The organism is Rhodococcus sp. 105337 (assembly GCF_012844225.1).
Lineage (GTDB): Bacteria > Actinomycetota > Actinomycetes > Mycobacteriales > Mycobacteriaceae > Rhodococcus.
This window is the reverse complement of sequence record NZ_JABAGQ010000008.1, coordinates 180199-197754: the sequence shown is the minus strand read 5'-3', so window position 1 is coordinate 197754 and position 17556 is coordinate 180199. Positions and strand designations below refer to the sequence as shown.

The 17556-nt window shown below is 66.3% G+C and carries 17 protein-coding genes; 9 read left to right on the top strand and 8 right to left on the bottom strand.

The features are described from left to right. Positions 1-50 precede the first annotated feature (50 nt). The 8 genes from HF886_RS14610 (at position 51) to HF886_RS14575 (ending at position 6825) form a co-directional block, all read left to right on the top strand. Positions 51-2294 (top strand): glycoside hydrolase family 3 C-terminal domain-containing protein, encoded by a 2244-nt coding sequence (locus HF886_RS14610; protein ID WP_169652675.1) that lies wholly within the window; start codon positions 51-53, stop codon positions 2292-2294. Between the two features lie 100 nt (positions 2295-2394). Further along, on the top strand, positions 2395-3039 hold the full coding sequence (locus HF886_RS14605) for a DUF3558 domain-containing protein (protein ID WP_346765374.1): 645 nt from the start codon (positions 2395-2397) through the stop codon (positions 3037-3039). A gap of 12 nt (positions 3040-3051) precedes the next feature. Then, positions 3052-3381: a hypothetical protein gene (locus HF886_RS14600; RefSeq protein ID WP_169652673.1), complete on the top strand. Its 330-nt coding sequence runs from the start codon at positions 3052-3054 to the stop codon at positions 3379-3381. Between the two features lie 231 nt (positions 3382-3612). Continuing rightward, complete coding sequence (locus tag HF886_RS14595; RefSeq protein WP_169622693.1) at positions 3613-4206, top strand: DUF3558 domain-containing protein; 594 nt, start codon at positions 3613-3615, stop codon at positions 4204-4206. An 18-nt stretch (positions 4207-4224) separates the two neighbouring features. Further along, positions 4225-4554: a hypothetical protein gene (locus HF886_RS14590; protein ID WP_169652671.1), complete on the top strand. Its 330-nt coding sequence runs from the start codon at positions 4225-4227 to the stop codon at positions 4552-4554. Positions 4555-4612: 58 nt separating this feature from the next. Next, positions 4613-5383 carry a hypothetical protein gene (locus HF886_RS14585; protein WP_169652670.1) on the top strand — a complete coding sequence of 257 codons (771 nt, stop codon included), beginning with the start codon at positions 4613-4615 and terminating at the stop codon, positions 5381-5383. A 102-nt stretch (positions 5384-5485) separates the two neighbouring features. Beyond that, positions 5486-6397, top strand: a complete 912-nt coding sequence (locus HF886_RS14580; RefSeq protein ID WP_169652669.1) for a hypothetical protein — start codon at positions 5486-5488, stop codon at positions 6395-6397. A 74-nt stretch (positions 6398-6471) separates the two neighbouring features. Beyond that, positions 6472-6825, top strand: coding sequence for an antibiotic biosynthesis monooxygenase (locus tag HF886_RS14575; protein ID WP_206037343.1), 354 nt, complete (start codon positions 6472-6474; stop codon positions 6823-6825). A 73-nt stretch (positions 6826-6898) separates the two neighbouring features. Here HF886_RS14575 and HF886_RS14570 read toward each other — a convergent pair whose 3' ends face one another. From HF886_RS14570 to HF886_RS14545, 6 genes are read right to left on the bottom strand one after another with little or no spacing between them, the layout of a single operon-like run. Further along, entirely contained in the window at positions 6899-8386 is a 1488-nt protein-coding gene (locus HF886_RS14570; RefSeq protein ID WP_169652668.1) for a sodium:solute symporter family protein, read from the bottom strand. Between the two features lie 20 nt (positions 8387-8406). Then, positions 8407-9441, bottom strand: a complete 1035-nt coding sequence (locus HF886_RS14565) for an isopenicillin N synthase family oxygenase (RefSeq protein ID WP_169652667.1) — start codon at positions 9439-9441, stop codon at positions 8407-8409. Next, the gene (locus HF886_RS14560) at positions 9438-10214 is read right to left on the bottom strand and encodes a hypothetical protein (RefSeq protein WP_169652666.1); all 777 of its coding nucleotides are present in this window, start codon (positions 10212-10214) and stop codon (positions 9438-9440) included. Before HF886_RS14560 ends, HF886_RS14565 begins: the two co-directional genes overlap by 4 nt. Beyond that, complete coding sequence (locus HF886_RS14555) at positions 10211-12181, bottom strand: 5-oxoprolinase/urea amidolyase family protein (RefSeq protein WP_169652665.1); 1971 nt, start codon at positions 12179-12181, stop codon at positions 10211-10213. The genes HF886_RS14560 and HF886_RS14555 overlap by 4 nt, the downstream gene beginning before the upstream one ends. Before the next feature lie 7 nt (positions 12182-12188). Then, positions 12189-12845 carry an urea amidolyase associated protein UAAP2 gene (locus HF886_RS14550; protein ID WP_169652664.1) on the bottom strand — a complete coding sequence of 219 codons (657 nt, stop codon included), beginning with the start codon at positions 12843-12845 and terminating at the stop codon, positions 12189-12191. Position 12846: 1 nt separating this feature from the next. Beyond that, positions 12847-13689 carry an urea amidolyase associated protein UAAP1 gene (locus HF886_RS14545; protein ID WP_169652663.1) on the bottom strand — a complete coding sequence of 281 codons (843 nt, stop codon included), beginning with the start codon at positions 13687-13689 and terminating at the stop codon, positions 12847-12849. A gap of 175 nt (positions 13690-13864) precedes the next feature. Between HF886_RS14545 and HF886_RS14540 the strand changes: the two genes are divergently transcribed. Beyond that, positions 13865-14524, top strand: coding sequence for a TetR/AcrR family transcriptional regulator (locus HF886_RS14540; protein WP_169652662.1), 660 nt, complete (start codon positions 13865-13867; stop codon positions 14522-14524). A gap of 16 nt (positions 14525-14540) precedes the next feature. Here the strand turns inward: HF886_RS14540 and ctaD are convergent, their stop codons facing one another. Continuing rightward, on the bottom strand, positions 14541-16295 hold the full coding sequence (ctaD, locus tag HF886_RS14535) for a cytochrome c oxidase subunit I (RefSeq protein WP_169622682.1): 1755 nt from the start codon (positions 16293-16295) through the stop codon (positions 14541-14543). 121 nt (positions 16296-16416) lie between these two features. Continuing rightward, a complete protein-coding gene (locus HF886_RS14530) occupies positions 16417-17448 on the bottom strand; it encodes an LLM class flavin-dependent oxidoreductase (RefSeq protein WP_169652661.1) in 1032 nt (343 codons plus the stop codon). Positions 17449-17556: the final 108 nt, after the last annotated feature.

Sequence of the window (17556 nt, the reverse complement as noted above, 5' to 3'; positions counted from 1 at the left end):
ACCCACTTCGACGGGGATACGCTGCTGCGAAGCCCCGTCGAAGGAGCCCGATGACCGAGGACGCACCGAACCGCTCCCCCGCCGGCATCGTCGCCGGAGCAACTCTCGAAGAGAAGGCGGGCTTGACCAGCGGGCTGAACTTCTGGTTCACCAAACCGCTTACCCGGTTGGGCATTCCGTCGATCATGCTCACAGACGGGCCGCACGGTGTCCGCAAGCAGTCCGAGGGCGGCGACCATCTCGGGCTCGCCGACTCGGTACCGGCGACCTGCTTTCCGCCCGCCGTCGCGCTCGGTTGCTCGTTCGACGCGGCCCTTCTGGAACGTGTCGGCGTTGCGCTCGGGTCCGAAGCCCGCGCCGAGCAGGTCGGCGTGCTGCTCGGTCCGGGGATCAACATCAAGCGGTCGCCGCTGTGCGGACGGAACTTCGAATATTTGTCGGAGGATCCGTTGCTCGCCGGCATCCTCGGCACCGCGCTGGCTCGGGGCATCCAGTCGCAGGGTGTCGGTGCGTCCCTGAAGCACTTCGCGGCGAACAACCAGGAAACCGACCGGATGCGTGTGTCGGCGGACGTCGACCCGCGACCTTTACGGGAGATCTACCTGCGCGCTTTCCAGCGCGTCGTCGAGGATGCACGTCCCTGGACGGTGATGTGCTCGTACAACCGCATCAACGGGGTCTACTCGTCGCAGAATCCGTGGCTGCTCACCGGCGTGCTGCGAGGTGAGTGGGGATTCGACGGTCTTGTCGTCAGTGACTGGGGCGCCGTCGCCGATCGGGTCGCTGCGGTGGCAGCGGGCCTCGACCTCGAGATGCCGTCGAGCGGAGGTCGCACGGATCAGGAGATCGTCGACGCGGTGCGGTCGGGCGCGCTGGACGAAACGGTGCTCGACACGGCAGCAGCGCGGGTCGTCGACCTCGTCGGCCGCGTCGCCTCGCGCGCCGACGCCGACGCGACCTACAACGCCGACGACCACCATGCCCTCGCACGGGAAGCTGCGGCAGCGAGCGTCGTGCTCCTGCAGAACGAGCGCGCCCTGCTTCCACTCCCTCTCGACGTCGACGTTGCGTTGATCGGCGAACTCGCCCGCACTCCCAGGTATCAGGGAGCGGGATCGTCGCGGATCAATCCCACCCGGATCGACACACCGCTCGACGAGATCAACGCACTCGCGTCCGGGAATGTCGCTTTTGCCGCGGGGTACTTGCTCGACGGTACCGCCGACGACGCACTCCGCACGGCTGCCGTCGACGCCGCTGCCGGCGCCGAGGTGGCTGTTCTGTTCCTCGGACTCCCCTCCGAACTCGAATCGGAAGGCTTCGACCGCCCCGATCTCGAACTCCCGTCCGAGCAACTACGACTGCTCGACGACGTGGTTGCGGCGAACCCCGACACGGTGGTCGTCCTCTCCAACGGAGGTGTCGTGCGGGTCTCCGGCTTCGCGCACAAGGTGCCCGGGATCGTCGAAGGGTTTCTGCTCGGACAAGCGGGGGGCGGCGCGCTGGCCGACGTGCTGTTCGGCATCGTCAACCCGTCCGGGCGTCTCGCCGAAACGATCCCGCTCAGGCTCGAGGACACTCACTCGTTCACGAACTTCCCGGGCGAGCACGGGCACGTCCGCTACGGGGAAGGATTGTTCGTCGGCTACCGCGGCTTCGATGCACGACGCCAAGATGTGTCGTTCCCGTTCGGACATGGCTTGTCGTACACGACCTTCGAGTACGGTGCCGCGGCCGTAACCGCTGGTGACGATCCGACCGTGACCGTCGCGGTGACCAACACCGGCGACCGCGCCGGGTCTGAAGTCGTGCAGGTGTACGTCTCGCTGCCGTCGTCCGCCGTGTCGCGGGCACCCCGCGAGTTGAAGGGATTCGCGAAGGTATTTCTCGGACCCGGCGAGTCGCGGGAGGTCCGAATCGCGGTTCGTCGATCGGACCTCGCCTACTGGGACACGCGTGTCGATACGTGGGTGGTGGAGGGCGGCGTGTACACCGTGGAGGTCGGCGCGTCGAGCCGCGACATCCGGGTCACGGCAACTGCGGAAGTCGCCGGCGATACCGTGAACGTGCCGTTGACGTTGGAGTCGTCGATCGGTGAAGTTCTGGCCAACCCTGCTGCTGCCGAAGCACTCTCGACGATCTTCGTGGCATCGGGAGACCGGCAGGCTCCGGCCCTCGATCCTGCGGTCCTCGCCATGGCAGCGTCGATGCCCATCGGCCGGATTCTCAGCTTCGGCGATTTCGGGATCGGCGAGGACGAGATTCAGCGCCTGCTCGATGCCGCCAACGGGTAATCCGTCGAATTTGCGCGGTGAATTGTTATCTGCCAACGCTATTGCGTGAGCAGATCCCGGTTGAGCGCGCAAATCGCGACGATACGGCGCTGCGTTCCCTGTGCTAGCGTCTGCGGCAATCGGCGGATCGGGGGGTCGCGTGGGTGGGTGGAGCTGTGTCGTGCGAGCGGTCGCATCGCTGGCTGTCGTGGTGACGGCGGTGGGATGCGCATCCGGCGCGGCGACGCCGAGCGAGCCGGAAGCTGTCGAAACCCCGACCTCGACGACGAGGACGCCGCGGGTCGTGGACGACTCGGGTCGCCCGCAGATCACGTTCGACCCGTGTCTGGATATCCCGGACGAACTGCTCGCGTCTTCGGATTTCGATCCCAGGAGCAAGGGGCCGATAGAGATGCCGATGGGCACCTACAGCTTTCTCGGCTGCGATTATCGAGGGACACTCCACATTCCCGGTGTTCTGAGCAGTTACAGCCTCATCATCCTTTCGGGCAATGTCACCCTCGAGGAAGAGCTCGCGAAGAACGGGCACGTGGCTATCGAGACGACGGTCAACGGGCGACGAGCGCTTCAGGAGATCGACCCGAGCCTGAAGGGTTCGTGCGCCTATGTCCTTCAGTCGAGCTTCGGAATCGTGATACTGAGTCGCATCTACCACGCAGACCATAGTCGGGCCGTTCCCCAACATGAGTGGTGCGCGGGTTTCGCAGACTTCGTCATGGCAATCGAACCTCTCATCGAGAAGTGAGGAGGCGTCATCATGGCCGAATACACAAGGCTTGATCCGCAGGTCGTCAACGAACTTGTCGCAATTTGCAACACGATGCTCGCGGAGCTGAAGGCCGCGGGGGCTAAGTCCGAGCGGCTCACACGGACAGACGGTTTCGGCGACCTCGAGTCCGCCCGACAACTCGCCGACGGCTACGCCCGCAAGGCCGCCGGGACCCCGGAATCCGCGCGCGAGCGCATCGACCAATTCATTGCCACGCTCACCGACCTGCGCGACGCTTTCGCTTCGGGAGGGGAAGCATTTCTCGAGGCCGAGTTCGACTGGGCACGACAACTCCGGGGGATGGAAACCGAGCTATGATGCCGCCGCGTGTGTCGGGATCAGCGAGGACGAGATTCAGCGCCTGCTCGATGCCGCCAACGGGTAATCTTCCAATCCAATTTGCGCGGTGGATTGTTATCTGCCAACGCTATTGAGTGAGTAGATCCCGGCTGAGCGCGCAAATCGCGGCGATACGGCGCTGCGTTCCCTGTGCTAGCGTCTGCGGCAATCAGCGGATCGGGGGGTCGCGTGGGTGGGCGGAATCGTGTCGTGCGAGCGGTCGCATCGCTGGCTGTCGTGGTGACGGCGGTGGGATGCGCATCCGGCGCGGCGACGCCGAGCGAGCCGGAAGCTGTCGAAACCCCGACCTCGACGACGAGGACGCCGCGGGTCGTGGACGACTCGGGTCGCCCGCAGATCACGTTCGACCCGTGTCTGGATATTCCGGACGAACTTCTTATCGCGGCTGGGTACGACCCGCGAAGCAGAAAAGTAGCCGACTATCCGATGGGAAGTTATACGTTCCTGGCGTGCGGATACGATGGCACCGTTCATATCCCCGGCGTGCTCTTCCGATACGGGCTCAACGTTCTGGCAGGCAACGTAACCCTCGAAGAAGAGCTCGCCAAAGACCGACTCATTGCAACCGAAACAACCATAAATGGCCGGCAAGCGCTCTTGGAAGTCGACAACAACAACCAGAATTCCTGTTCGATCGCCGTGGAGACCGAGTTCGGCATTGTCATCTTCAGCCGCACGTACTACCCCGATCACACACGTGGCGTACCCAGAGAGCAATGGTGCAGCGGTCTCGATGACCTCGCGTCATCGATCGAACCGCTTCTCGACCTGACACACGGTTGACTCGGAAGGATCACATCCATGGCTGAGTTCGTCCGCCTCGACCCTGACGTCGTCGACGAGATCGTCGCAATCTGCAACACGATGCTGAAGGAATTGATTGCGACACGCGAGACAGCAAACAGGCTGCTCGAGACCCGCGGTTTCGGCGACCTCGAGTCCGCCCGACAACTCGCCGACGGCTACGCCCGCAAGGCCGCCGGAACCCCGGAATCCGCACGCGAGCGCATCGACCAATTCATTGCCACCCTCACCGACCTGCGCGACGCTTTCGCTTCGGGAGGGGAAGCATTTCTCGAGGCCGAGTTCGACTGGGCACGGCAACTCCGGGGGATGGAAACCGAGCTGTGATGATGCTGCCGCGTGTGTCGACTCGGTGACTCCGGACGTACGTGGCAGGCTCGGAAGAATGCATCTGTACGACGAAGGATTCGAGCCTCCGAAGGCCTGTGCCGAGTGGTGCCGGGCACGGCCCTTCGACCTTCAGGTGCTCGACGACGGCGTGACCGTCGATTTGCAGTGGTGGAACGATCATCTCGAGGACGCGGGACACGAGATCCGGTTGCGGGGACGAAACCTCGACGGCCGCATCGTCACCACCGGCACTGCGGTGGTGCAGCGCAACGACCTTCGGTTGGGTAGCGACCTGATCGATGCCGACCATGAGGGTCTCGGTCTGTTGTTCCTGTGTGCGGCATGGCGCAGCGCGCATCCACGACGAAAAGCGGTGCGCCGGTTCCCCGACGTCCGCGACGTACGTACCCCCGCGGGTCGCCACCCGTTCGCGAAGATCAAAGGTGTCCTCAACTATTGCGCCAAGACGAAAGGGCTGCCCGACACCTCTCGTCAGACCTGGTCGGGCTGGCCCGACACTCCGGGAGTGGGTGTGCCGTTGATGGCGACCTACCTGTGGGCGGTGGAGGCGCGCACGGACACCGGTCCCGCGCAGATGCTGGACCAGTACGGCGTGTCGACGCTCGTGCACGAGGGATGGCTCGAGGACCCGTCGGTCGCAGACTTCACTGTGCGTCGCTATCACCGGTACGTCGAACTGCTCAACACGTGGGCCGGTCCCATGGCCACGCGACCGGAGCTGGTCGAGATGTGGCTCGTCGATCGGTGGCATGCGCGGGTCGTCGAAGCCCGGGACGGATCCCACGCGACTCCGCGCCTGTTCTGATCCGCGCGTACTTGTCCGCAGACACGGCATTTGTCCACAAGGGCGCCGGTACGTTGCCTTCGAACGCTCGGACCCGTGACCTGATCGGGCACGATCCGCTGCATGGACGAGCCGGAAGTGCTGACGAGGACGTCGCTCACGGCCGCAGGGGCGTCGGACAACGACATACGGCACGCGCTGCGCGCGGGCACACTCGTCCCGCTTGCCCGCGGCGTCTACCTGCGGCGGACCGAGTACGACGCGCTCGACGAGGCGGGGCGCCACCGCGTGCACGCGCGCCACGTCGGTTCGCTTCTCGAGCCGGGTGAAGCGATCAGCCATGTGTCTGCGGCGGTTCTCCATCGTCTCGATATCTGGAAGGTGCCTCTGACCCGCGTGCACGTCTCGCGTCCGGCGCGACACGGGCGGATCACGCCACACCTGCACGCGCACCACACGACGTGGGGCGATGACGATCTCGTGGATATCTGCGGAGTCGCCGTCACGTCGGTCGCCAGGACGGTCGTCGATCTCGCCCGCACGCTGCCGCGCGACCAGGCGGTGGCAACCGGAGACTCCGCTCTACGCCTTCACCCGAACACACGCCTGCAGTTGGCCCCGGTACTCGCGCGGGCACGACACCACACCGGTACGACTGCCGCGGCGTCGGTTCTGGATTTTCTGGATGGGAGAAGCGAGAGCGTCGGTGAATCGCTGTCGCGGATCCGTATGCGAGAGTCCGGGTTACCCGCACCGGATCTGCAACGCGAGGTGGTCGTGCGCGACGGACGACGGTACCGCCTCGACTTCTTCTGGGACGGCCTCGGCATCGTCGGCGAGTTCGACGGCAGCATCAAATACCGGGACCGTCGTGACCTCCTCGCCGAGAAACGTCGAGAAGACGCATTGCGCGACCTGGGACTGGAAGTAGTCCGCTGGAACTGGGCAGAGCTGGAGCGGTTCGAGGTGGTCGCGGGCCGGTTCGCACGCGCCGTCACCCGTGCACGCTCCCGGATTGCCGCAGCCGCGCGGTGAGTGGAGAGTTGCGCACGCTGTTCCGCGAGTCGATCCCCACTTACCGCGCAAATACCCCAGTTCACCTGCGGCGTATGATTCCCGGAGAAGTCCTGCCCGTCGAGAAAGGCCCCATCGTGTACGTCATCACCAACCGCATCGAGGTTCCCGCCGAGACGGCAGAGGCATTCGAGAAGGTCTTCGTCGACAGCATGCGCGAAACCCTCGACGGCGTTCCCGGCCTCAACCGCACGACTCTCCTCCGTCCGGCGGCCGACGGTCTCCCCTACCTGTCCACGATGGAGTTCGATTCCAAAGACGACTTCCTCGCCTGGCTGCGTTCCGATTCGTTCAAGGCCGCGCACTCCGACGATCAGGCACCGGGCATGCAGGCGCCGTCCGCCGTCGAGCAGCACACGCTCGTCGAGGACATCGTCTTCGAGAAGTAGCAACACCCTCTTACACACGACGGCGCCCACCGGAGAATCTTTCCCGGTGGGCGCCGTCGTATCTGGGGTACGTCTACACCGCGACGGGCTGCCGCTCGGGAGCCACGACCGGCACGACCACCGGCGGCTGCGGCTTCGTCGCAGGCCGGGTGACCAGTGCAACCGTCACGTAGGCGACGAGCGCCACGATCGCCCCGAGGAAGGTTGTCCAGCCGTCGGCGGCTGCGGTGACGAGGTCGTTCGGGATGTAGAACAGGGTGTTGTCGACGCCGTAGATCGTCGGGGTGAGTACGAAGAAGCCGACGCGCACGCCGATGCCGCAGATCGCTGCCGCGGCGACGGCCCGGCCGTCACCCCGCTTCCAGAACAACCCGAGGATGAACGGCACCACGAGCGACGCCAGCAGCAGGTCGAAGGTCAGGGTGAGCAGGATGCCGGTCTGCGGAACGCGCAGCGCGACCAGCGCTCCGAACGCCGCCATGGGCAGCATGCACAGCCGGGTGGCCCGCATGACGTCCGAGGACATGGCGGCGTGTTCGCCGCCGACGCGGAAGAGGTTGCGTACCAGGACAGTTGCGGTGGAGAGCAGGACGCCGCTGATGGTGGTGAGCGAGGCCGTCACGAGTCCGGACAGCACCAGGATCGACAGCCACTTCGGGGCGTACTCGCCGAGCAGCACGTACAGGATCGGGCCGTCCACGGCGCTGTCCCCGACGATGGAGATTGCCGCAAGTGCGACGAACGAGAGCGGTACGCACAGAACGAGGATGCCGGTAGCCGCCGAGAAGCAGGCCCGCTGCGCGGCGTGCGGGCTCTTCGCCGAGAACACCCGCTGCATCAGGTCGATCGCGACGATGTTGCCGAGGCCGAGGGCGATCAGCGTTGCCCAGTTGATCGCGGCACCCTGCGCCGGATCGGTGAGCTGCCCGAGACCGCCGATGCCGAGCCCCTCCGGAGCCGAGAATCCGGGACCGAACGCCACCCATCCCAGCAGGCAGACGATGCCGACCGCCATGACCGCGAACTGCACGACACCGGTGTAGACGCTTGCGAACATTCCCCCGGCCATCGTGTAAGCCAGAACGAACGGGATCAGAACCAGCACTGCGACGGTGTAGTCGAGCCCCACGAAGTATTCGAGAAGGTATCCGAGCGCGACGAGGTTGCCGGCGAGGAGGATGCCGAAGCTTCCGACCGTCAGGACCGAAGCGGTGATCTCGGTGCCGCGCCCGAAACGCTGCGCGAAGTACTCGGGCAGGGTCACGACACCGGTAGCCCTCAGCTTCTTCGCGAAGAACAGCCCGACGAGCAGCACGCTCAACGCGACGCCCAGCGGCATCGCGGCACCGGCCCAGAACCCGAACCCGGCAGCAAGATCCGCGCTGCCCAGTGTCGCGTTGGAGTCGATGACCTGGGACATGAGCAGCACCGCGAGGATCGGCGCCCCGAGGGATCGTCCTGCCAGGAGGAAGTTCCCCGTATCGCCCCGGACCTTACGGGTGGAATAGAAGCCTGCGCCGAGAAGAACGACGAGGCATACGGCAACACCGGTGATGATCATGGCAACTCCAGATGAGGAGGTCAGACGGCAGGAGCGCTGCGTTGAGCTTCGCGTCCGAGCGAGTAGAGGGGTCGTGCGTTGTCGGGAAGGGTGATCTCGCCCGAGGCGAGTCGGCGCTGCAGGTAGGTGAAGCTCTGCGCGGTTTGCGCGAACAGGTGGTCGCCTGCCCGCACACCGTCGTATCGCGGTCCGTCTGTGGTGACGAACTGAGGCAACGGCTCGACCCACGTGTTGTAGTCGACGTTGAAGAACAACGGGAACGAATAACGCTCGTGCGATACCTTACGCACCCGATGTGACGTCGCCGTAAACTCTCCGTTGGTCCAGATCTCCAGCAGGTCACCGATATTCAGCACCAACGCATCGTCGGCGTAGGGAACGTCGATCCACGTTCCGTCTGCGTTGACGACCTCGAGTCCGGGGGCGGTGGGCCGGAGCAGCGTGAACACCTCGTAGTCGGTGTGGGCGCCGATGCCGGGACGGTCTGCGGCGCTGGGGTCGTGCGGGTAGTGGATCAACCGCAGCTGGGCGGGCGGGGTGCTCACGTGCTTGTCGAAGAGGTCCGCGGGTTCTCCGAGCGCTTCGGCGAAGGCGCGCAACAACAGTCGTCCCAGCGAGAAGACCGCGTCGTAGTAGGTGGAGACGGGTTCGGCGAAGTCGTCCAATTCGGGCCATTGGTTGGGACCGAGCAGGGGGTTACCGGCCAGATAGTCCGGGTGATGATCGGACGGGAGGTCTATCGACAGGTCGTAGGCTTCCTTGTGGTCGGGAGTCGCACCCGCGAACACTTCCTCACCGGCGGGGACGTATCCTCTGTGGTTGGTCGAATTACCGATGTACACCTTCATTTTCACATCGTCCGGTTGCGCGAAGAACCGCTCGGCGGCACGCTGCACCGCCGCGAACGACGCGGGGTCGATGCCGTGTCCGACGATCTGCGCGAACCCTACTTCTCTTGCGGCACGACCCAATTCGGCGATGACGGCGCCGCGGTGCACCGGATCGCCGGTGACGAGTCCTGTGACGTCGATGGTCGGAATGCTGGTGAACGTCACGCCATGCCTTTCTGTTCTGTCTCGGGAAGATCGAGTCGGCGCCAGCGGCGCACGATCGGATGGCCGTCGACGTCGATGTCGGACGTCGACAGGATTTCGCCCGGCACGGGGTCGAGCGTGTCGCCGACCCGGAACGGGAGCGTGGAGGCGGTAATACGCCACTCCCCGAGTCCAATACTCCCGAACGATATTTCACAGTTCATCAATTCCCGGGCCGCCGACAACGTGCCGGCGCCCCGGACCTGCTCGTGCAACGGCGCCCCGCCGATCGGACGGGTTCGGCCGCGGGCGAAGGCGAAGTCTTCGCCGACGCGGATCAGGATGCCGGGAGCACCGGTCTCGATGTCTTCGAGCAGGTATTCGTCGATGCTCGACGACGTGGCGCCGATCCGCCAGTGCTCGAGGTAGTCCTCGAAGACACCGTGCTCGGCCACGGTCGTGGCGTCGAGCAGTTCCAGACTGCCCGCGTCCGGGTGTGGGCCGGGTGGGTGGATCGCCACCGTGCGGGTCCATTCCACATGCCCGCCGTGGGAGAGCAGACGCCCTGCGAACCCGTCCTGGGTTGCCAGGACGAGCAGGTCGTCGATGCTCGTCGCGCCCAGCGACCGGGCCTGCACCGGGACTTCCGCCGCGGGCCGACGAAGATCGCAGTACAGGCTCGCACCCTGCAGCCAGACGACCCGGCTGGTGGTGTCGGGCGCCGCGCCCGGGCGCGCCAGCAAGGTGCGCTCGAAGCGGGTGCCCGAAATCGTGAGGGTGTCGGCGGCAGTCATGCGCCGCCGGCTTCCCAGCGCGCCCGTTCCTGCGCGAAGGCAACGGACTGGACCGCTTGGAACGACTCGATCGATTCGGTGTTCTCCGAGAGGAATTCGCGGTGTTGCGCGAGGGAGAACGTACCGTCGGTGATGTCCACGCCTCCGCCTCGGCCGGCCGCGAGGTCGGCCCGCAGATCGAGGAGTTCCTCGGGGTCGACCGGGTACCACGAGATACGGTCGAAGAACCTGAGCAGCCACGGGGTGCCGTTCTCGAACGCGCCCGCGGGTTGCGGGTGCCGGTGGTTCCACACCTGGGTGGTCCGGCCGACGAACTGGTAGCCGCCGGGTCCTTCCATGCCGTAGATGCACAGGTAGGCGCCGCCGATGCCGACCGCGTTCTCCGGTGTCCACGTGCGGGCGGGGTTGTACTTGGTGGTGACGAGACGGTGCCGGGGGTCGAGCGGCGTGGCGACCGGCGCTCCGAGGTAGACGTCACCGAGACCGAGCACCATGTAGTCGGCAGCGAAGACGGTGTCGAACACGTCGGCAACCGTGTCGAGGCCGTTCATCCGGCGGATGAACTCGATGTTCCACGGGCACCACGGTGCGTCGGCGCGCACGCCGTGCATGTAGCGCTGGATGGCCTCCCGCGTCGCGGGGTCGTCCCACGACAGCGGCAGGCGCACCTGCCGGCTCGGCACTTCGAGTTCGTCGCTGTCACCGATGGCAGCCTCGGCTTCGGCGAGCAGACCCAGAAGCTTCGGGACGGGCAGCACGTCGGGATCCACCTTGACCTGGAGGGACCGGATGCCCGGAGTCAGTTCGAGAAGGCCGGACGGACGCTCCCCTTCGAGACGCTGGTGCAGCGCGTGGACGCGGGCCCGCAGCGCCAGATCCAGTGTCATGTCGCCGTATTCGACGAGCACGTTGTCGTCTCCGCTGCGCCGGTAGGTGACGGCGGTGTTGCCGTCGCGGCGCGCGAGCACGCCGTCGTCGCCGTCTCCTCCGGCCGACGACACGAGCGAGAGACCCGCGCGTCGCGCAACGCCGAGGTCGCGGCGTGACGCCGCGTGCTCCGACCGCACGGGCACGAAACGGATGGTGTTGCCCGGGGCGAGTTGCCCCAGCTTCCAGCGGTCCGCGGCGACGACCGTGACCGGGCACACGAAGCCGCCGAGGCTCGGTCCGTCCGGACCGAGCAGAATCGGAGTGTCACCGGTGAAGTCGAGTGCGCCGATCGAGTAGGCGTTGTCGTGGATGTTGGACGGGTGCAGGCCCGCTTCCCCACCGTCGGCGCGCGCCCACTGCGGCTTCGGCCCGATGAGCCGGACGCCGGTGCGGTCGGAGTTGAAGTGCACCTCGTATTCGGTGGCGTAGAGCGCGTCGATGTCGTCGCGTGTAAAGAATTCGGGCGCTCCGTGCGGCCCTTCGGTCACCGCGATTTCCCAGTGGCTGCTCAACGCGGGCACGTGCTCGGCGGGCACCGCGGCGCAGCGCCCCGCGGTGACGTCGCCGACGACGAGCACATCACCGTCGCGGAGAGTGCGGCCTTCGTGTCCGCCGAACGTGCCGAGGGTGAATGTCGAGGCACTGCCCAGGAACTCGGGTACGTCGAGTCCGCCGCGTACGAGAATGTAGGCGCGGAGCCCGGGGCCGGTCACCGCCCCGACGTCGAGCAGGCCACCCTCGGGGACGACGACGGGCCGCCACTGCGGGACGGGGGTGCCGTCGACGCGCACCGTGACGGGCGCTCCGGTCACGCAGACCTCGGTGGCTTCGGTGAAGCGGAGCGCCGGGCCGGCCATGGTGGTCTCGAGCCCGGGCGCACCCTCGGGGTTTCCGAGCGCGACGTTGCCGAGCCGGAACGACAGGTCGTCCATCGGCCCCGACGGAGGGACTCCGAGCTGCCAGTAGCCGGTGCGGCCCGGGTAGTCCTGGACGGTGGTGAGCATTCCCGGTCGTTCGACAGTGATCTTGGTGGTCATGGGCGTCTCATGCCTCCCGCGGCCGGGTGACGATCATCCGCACCGGAGTCGGATCGAAACCGTTGCAGGGGTTGTTGATCTGGGGGCAGTTCGACACGAGGACGAGTACGTCGCGTTCGGCCCGGATCGCGAGGCGCTTGCCGGGAGCCGACAGACCGTCGACGATGCCGAGGGTGCCGTCGGGCTCGACGGGCACGTTCATGAAGAAGTTGATGTTGGACACGAGGTCGCGCTTGCCGAGGCCCCATTTCGCGCCTTCGATGAGGAAGTTCTCGACGCATGCATGCTGGTGCTTGGTGTGATGCCCGTAGCGCAGGGTGTTCGATTCCTGCGAACACGCGCCGCCGACCGTGTCGTGGATGCCCACCTCGTCCGCGACGAGTGTCATCAGCGGTCCGCCGTCCGCGTCGCGCAGTACCGATCCCGTGGTCAGGAACAGGTTTCCTTGCCCCGCGACGGTGGCTGCGGCGCTGTAGCGGGCAGTGTGGTCGTGTGCGTCGTAGACGAGGGTGTCGACGGCCTGGTTGCCGTGGAGATCGACGATGGTGAGCACGTCGCCCGCGGCGACGACAGTGGACCAGGGTCCGCGGACCCCGACGACCTCGTCGAGCAGGACGCGGCCGGAAACGAGGGCGAGGTCCGTGGAGTCGAGCGTGGCGGTCATGTCAGTTCTCCATTCCGGAAGCAGCGGCAGCCCAGGCGTCTTCGGTGTTGAGCACGGCGCGTCGGTATTCGGGGTCGGTAGCGGGGAGCGAGTCGAGGTCGGCGGGGGCACGCCACGCGAGGATTTCGAGTGTGCTGGTCGGGAAGTCCTCTGCCGGGTCCAGCGGGTGCGCGGTGTTGGCGAGCAGCACGATCACCGGCAGGTGGAGAATCAATTCGACGTAGGTGTCGGGCCCCGCCGAGCCGGTACTCGTCAGCGTGCCGTCGTCCTCGACGCGCACGCCGTGGAAGAACGACAGCGACGGGGGCAGGTCGCGCGGGGCGAGATCGTGTTTCGCGGCGGCGACCGTGAAGAGTTCCCGTCCGGCGGGAGCTTCCGAGTGCAACTCTCCCGCTCCGTATTTCGCGGTGTTTCCCGCGAGGTGCGTGGTGCCGCACAGCGCGTCGTGGCGGCCGGAGGTATCGGCGACGATCGTGGCGAGCACCCGGCCCTGATCCGACAGCAGCGGATGGCCGGTTCCCAGATACGCCTGCCACGGCACTTTCAGCGTGTCGGCGACGTTGAGCCGCTCGTGCGGGGCGTCGGCGCGGAACAACAGGAGGTTCGCGCAGGCCGCACCGTGGATGTCGCGGAGTCGCAGGCGAGTTCCCCGGGCAAGCACCTTGCTCGTGTAGCGGCCACCGGGCACGGTCTCGGCCCAGACGAGGGAGGCGGCGCGTCCGGTGGGAGCGGCCGGCCACGCGGACGCCGGAACGGTGGGCATGCCGTCGGTGACGATGCCCGACTGTGCCCGTGCGTGGGCGCGGGCGGCGTGGGTGGTGGCCGTCGCGAGGGTCTCGGTCATGGTGCTCCGATCGTGGCGCTCGGGGAAACTGTCACTCGACAGTTTTCCGAGCGCGCATATTCGGGGAATTGCCGCGGCGTAACAACTCCGTGACCCATGTTTCGTCCGGATTTCGGAGTTCTCACGGCCGGACACGACCGCGCGGCGCACACGACCGTTGTGCCATGGTGAGGGAGTGACCCACGCAGGACCGGGCCGTCCCCGGCTACGAGAACCACGTCGCCCCGGCGCCACCGCGCGTGCCGAAATCCTCGATGCCGCAGCCGAACTCTTCACCACCCGGGGGTTCGCGTCGACATCGACCCGGCTCATCGCCGACGCGGTGGGCATCCGTCAGGCGTCGCTCTACAACCATTTCGCGACGAAGAACGACATCCTCGTCGCACTGCTGGAGGACACCGTCGAGCCCACGATCGAATTCGACGCGGGCCTGGATGACAATCACCCCGCGGCGGTGCGGTTGTGCGCACTGGCCTGGTTCGACACCGCGCAGTTGTGCGCGGGCAGATGGAATCTCGGTGCGCTGTATCTGCTGCCCGAAGTGCGCACCGAGCAGTTCGGGCGTTTCCGGGCAGAGCGGGAGCAGTTGGCGGTTCGTTATCGGGATCTGGCGGCCGAGATCGTCGGAGAGAACGATCCCCGGGCGGGCCTACCGTTCCGGCTCGTCGAGTCGGCCATCGCGATCCGCGCCGACGACGAACGAGTCGACGCCAAGCTCCCCGAGATGCTCGCGACGGCGTCGCTCGACGTTCTCGGCGTGAGCGACACCGCCGCTGTGAAGCGGCACGCACGTGCTCTCGTGATCGGGGTCCCCGATCTGCCTCCCGGGCACTGAGGCACGGGAGGCCGGGTCACCGGTTTTCGTCGGTGCTGTCCGACGGGGAACGGTTGGCCCCTTCGAGCACGTTGACCTCGCGCTTGTTGCTGCCCGGCCCGACGTGCGCCTCGGTGCGCATCTTCTCGGACATGTGCGGGTAGTGCAGTTCGAACGCGGGGCGCTCCGACCGGATCCGCGGTAGTTCGGTGAAGTTGTGCCGCGGCGGCGGGCAACTCGTTGCCCACTCGAGCGAGTTACCGAAGCCCCACGGGTCGTCGACCGTGACGACCTGGCCGTAGCGGTAGCTCCTGAACACGTTCCACACGAACGGCAGCGTAGAGGCACCCACTATGAACGCACCGACCGTCGAGACCGTGTTGAGCGTGGTGAACCCGTCCGAGGGCAGATAATCCGCGTAGCGACGCGGCATGCCCTCGTTACCGAGCCAGTGCTGCACCAGGAAGGTGGTGTGGAAGCCGATGAAGGTCAGCCAGAAGTGCCACTTGCCGAGGCGTTCGTCGAGCATGCGCCCGGTCATCTTCGGGAACCAGAAATAGATGCCGGCGTACGTCGCGAACACGATCGTGCCGAAGAGCACGTAGTGGAAGTGCGCCACGACGAAGTACGAGTCGTGCAGGTGGAAGTCGAGCGGCGGGCTCGCCAGGATGATGCCGGACAGACCGCCGAACAGGAACGTGATGATGAAACCGACGGCGAACAGCATGGGTGTCTCGAAGGTGATCTGCCCTCTCCACATCGTGCCGATCCAGTTGAAGAACTTCACGCCCGTCGGGACGGCGATCAGGAACGTCATGAACGCGAAGAACGGCAGCAGCACCGCGCCGGTCGCATACATGTGGTGCGCCCACACGGCGATCGACAGCGCCGCGATGGCGATCGTCGCGTAGACCAGGCCGCTGTAGCCGAAGATCGGCTTGCGGCTGAAGACCGGGAAGATTTCCGAGACGATGCCGAAGAACGGCAGCGCGACGACATACACCTCCGGGTGGCCGAAGAACCAGAACAGGTGTTGCCAGAGGATCGCGCCACCGGTCGCGGGATCGTAGATGTGGCCCCCGAGCACCCTGTCGACGATCGCCCCCATGAACGCTGCCGCGAGCAGCGGGAACACCAGCAGGACCAGGATCATCGTGATGAAGATGTTCCAGGTGAAGATGGGCATGCGGAACATCGTCATGCCCGGAGCGCGCATGCAGACCACCGTGGTGATCATGTTGACCGCGCCCAGGATGGTGCCGAGACCCGTGATGACCAGGCCGAGGAACCATAGGTTCGCGCCGACACCCGGCGTGTGTTCCTCGGACGCCAGCGGCATGTACGACGTCCACCCGAAGTCGGCGGCACCCCGAGGGGTGACCAGGCTGTACACCACCGTGAGCGAGCCGAACAGGAAGAGCCAGTAGCTGAACGCGTTCAGCCGGGGAAACGCGACGTCGGGGGCGCCGATCTGCAGCGGGAGGATGTAGTTCGCGAACCCGAACACCACCGGGGTCGCGTACATCAGCAGCATGATTCCGCCGTGCACGGTGAAGAGCTGGTTGTACTGCTCGTTGGACAGGAACTGCAAGCCGGGACGCGCGAGCTCGGTGCGCATCAGCAACGCCAGCAGCCCGCCGATGAGGAAGAAGACGAAGGAGGTGACGATGTACATCAACCCGAGCGTCTTCGGATCGGTCGTGGTGATCAGGTCGCGAATGACCGCGCCCTTCGGCTTGCGTCGAGGGGGATACGGCCGCTTCGCCTCGACCGGAGCAATCACCGCGTTCATCGGGCCTCCTCACGCCGCACGGGGCGACGATCTCGACGATGCAGACGGACCTGCACGCGTTCGACGGCGTGCGTCCTCAGCCTGCGGGGCAAGCAGATGCGTCCCAGAGTAAGGCGTGTACCTATCCCGCGGAGCGGTTCTCGGTGATTAGTTTTCGATCCTCACGTAGTGCCGGAACGACCTTTTCGCCGAGCAACCGCATGCTCTCCCACGAGGGCTCCTCCGGCATTCCGGCACAGAGCGGATGGGTGGTGACGACCGGGAGAAAGCCCTCCCTGCACCGGCGGATCAGGCCGTCGGGCGTATCCACGACATAGGTGCCCGCGGCACGGAGTTCTTCGATCGTCGTGGATCGGTCGAACACGTGCGACAACGCCGTACCGCTCTGGTGCCATGCGGCGTAGCCCCGGGCATCGGCGAGCAGATGATCCCCGTACCGCGCCCAGAATTCGTCCGGATCGGCTGCGCAGAACACCGTTGCCGGTCCGGGCGGGGGCATCATCACGTGCCCGGGCCGGCGCCCGAGCCTCTCGCATTCCGCGCGGTACAGGTCGCGTAGCGCTTCGTCGGCGATCTGGGGCTGGAAATTGAGGCCGAGCCTTGCTGCCCGGCGCGCAGCGGTCGGTGTGCCACCGCCGTAATAGGCGACGGGGTGCGGGCGGGACAAGGGTGCCGGGGTCACGGCGCCGACCCGCCCGGCGCGGTCCACTCGCTGGGTCCGCAGTGCCTCGAGCACCAGTTCGAGTGCGTTTTCCGTGTCTTGCCCGCGACTGGTCCACGGTCGGCGATAGAGCGCGTACTCCTCGGTGCGATATCCGAGCGCGAACACATACGACACCCGGCCACCGGACAGCAGGTCGATCACCGCGATGTCCTCGGCGAGCCGCACGGGGTCGTAAAGATTGACGATCAGCGCAGAGACAGTGATGGGGATCGTGCGGGTCCGGGCCGCGAACGCCGCGGCGACCGGGAGCGGACTGGGCAGGTACCCGTCCTCCGAACCGTGGTGTTCGGAAAGCATGACGACGTCGTGCCCGGTGGATTCCGCGTACTCGACCTGTTCGAGTGCGCGCGCGAACAGCGCCTGCCGGTCGCGTGGTGTCGCACCGGGCGCACGGAAGTCGAAACGGGTCGCGAACAGGGTTCTGGACACGGCAGCCACTCGTTTCTCTCCGGCGTAACTCGGAACAGCCACAGCGTCGTCGTTTCACGCTGTGGGCGATTACCTTGCCGAATCACCGGACAACTGTCCAGACTCCTC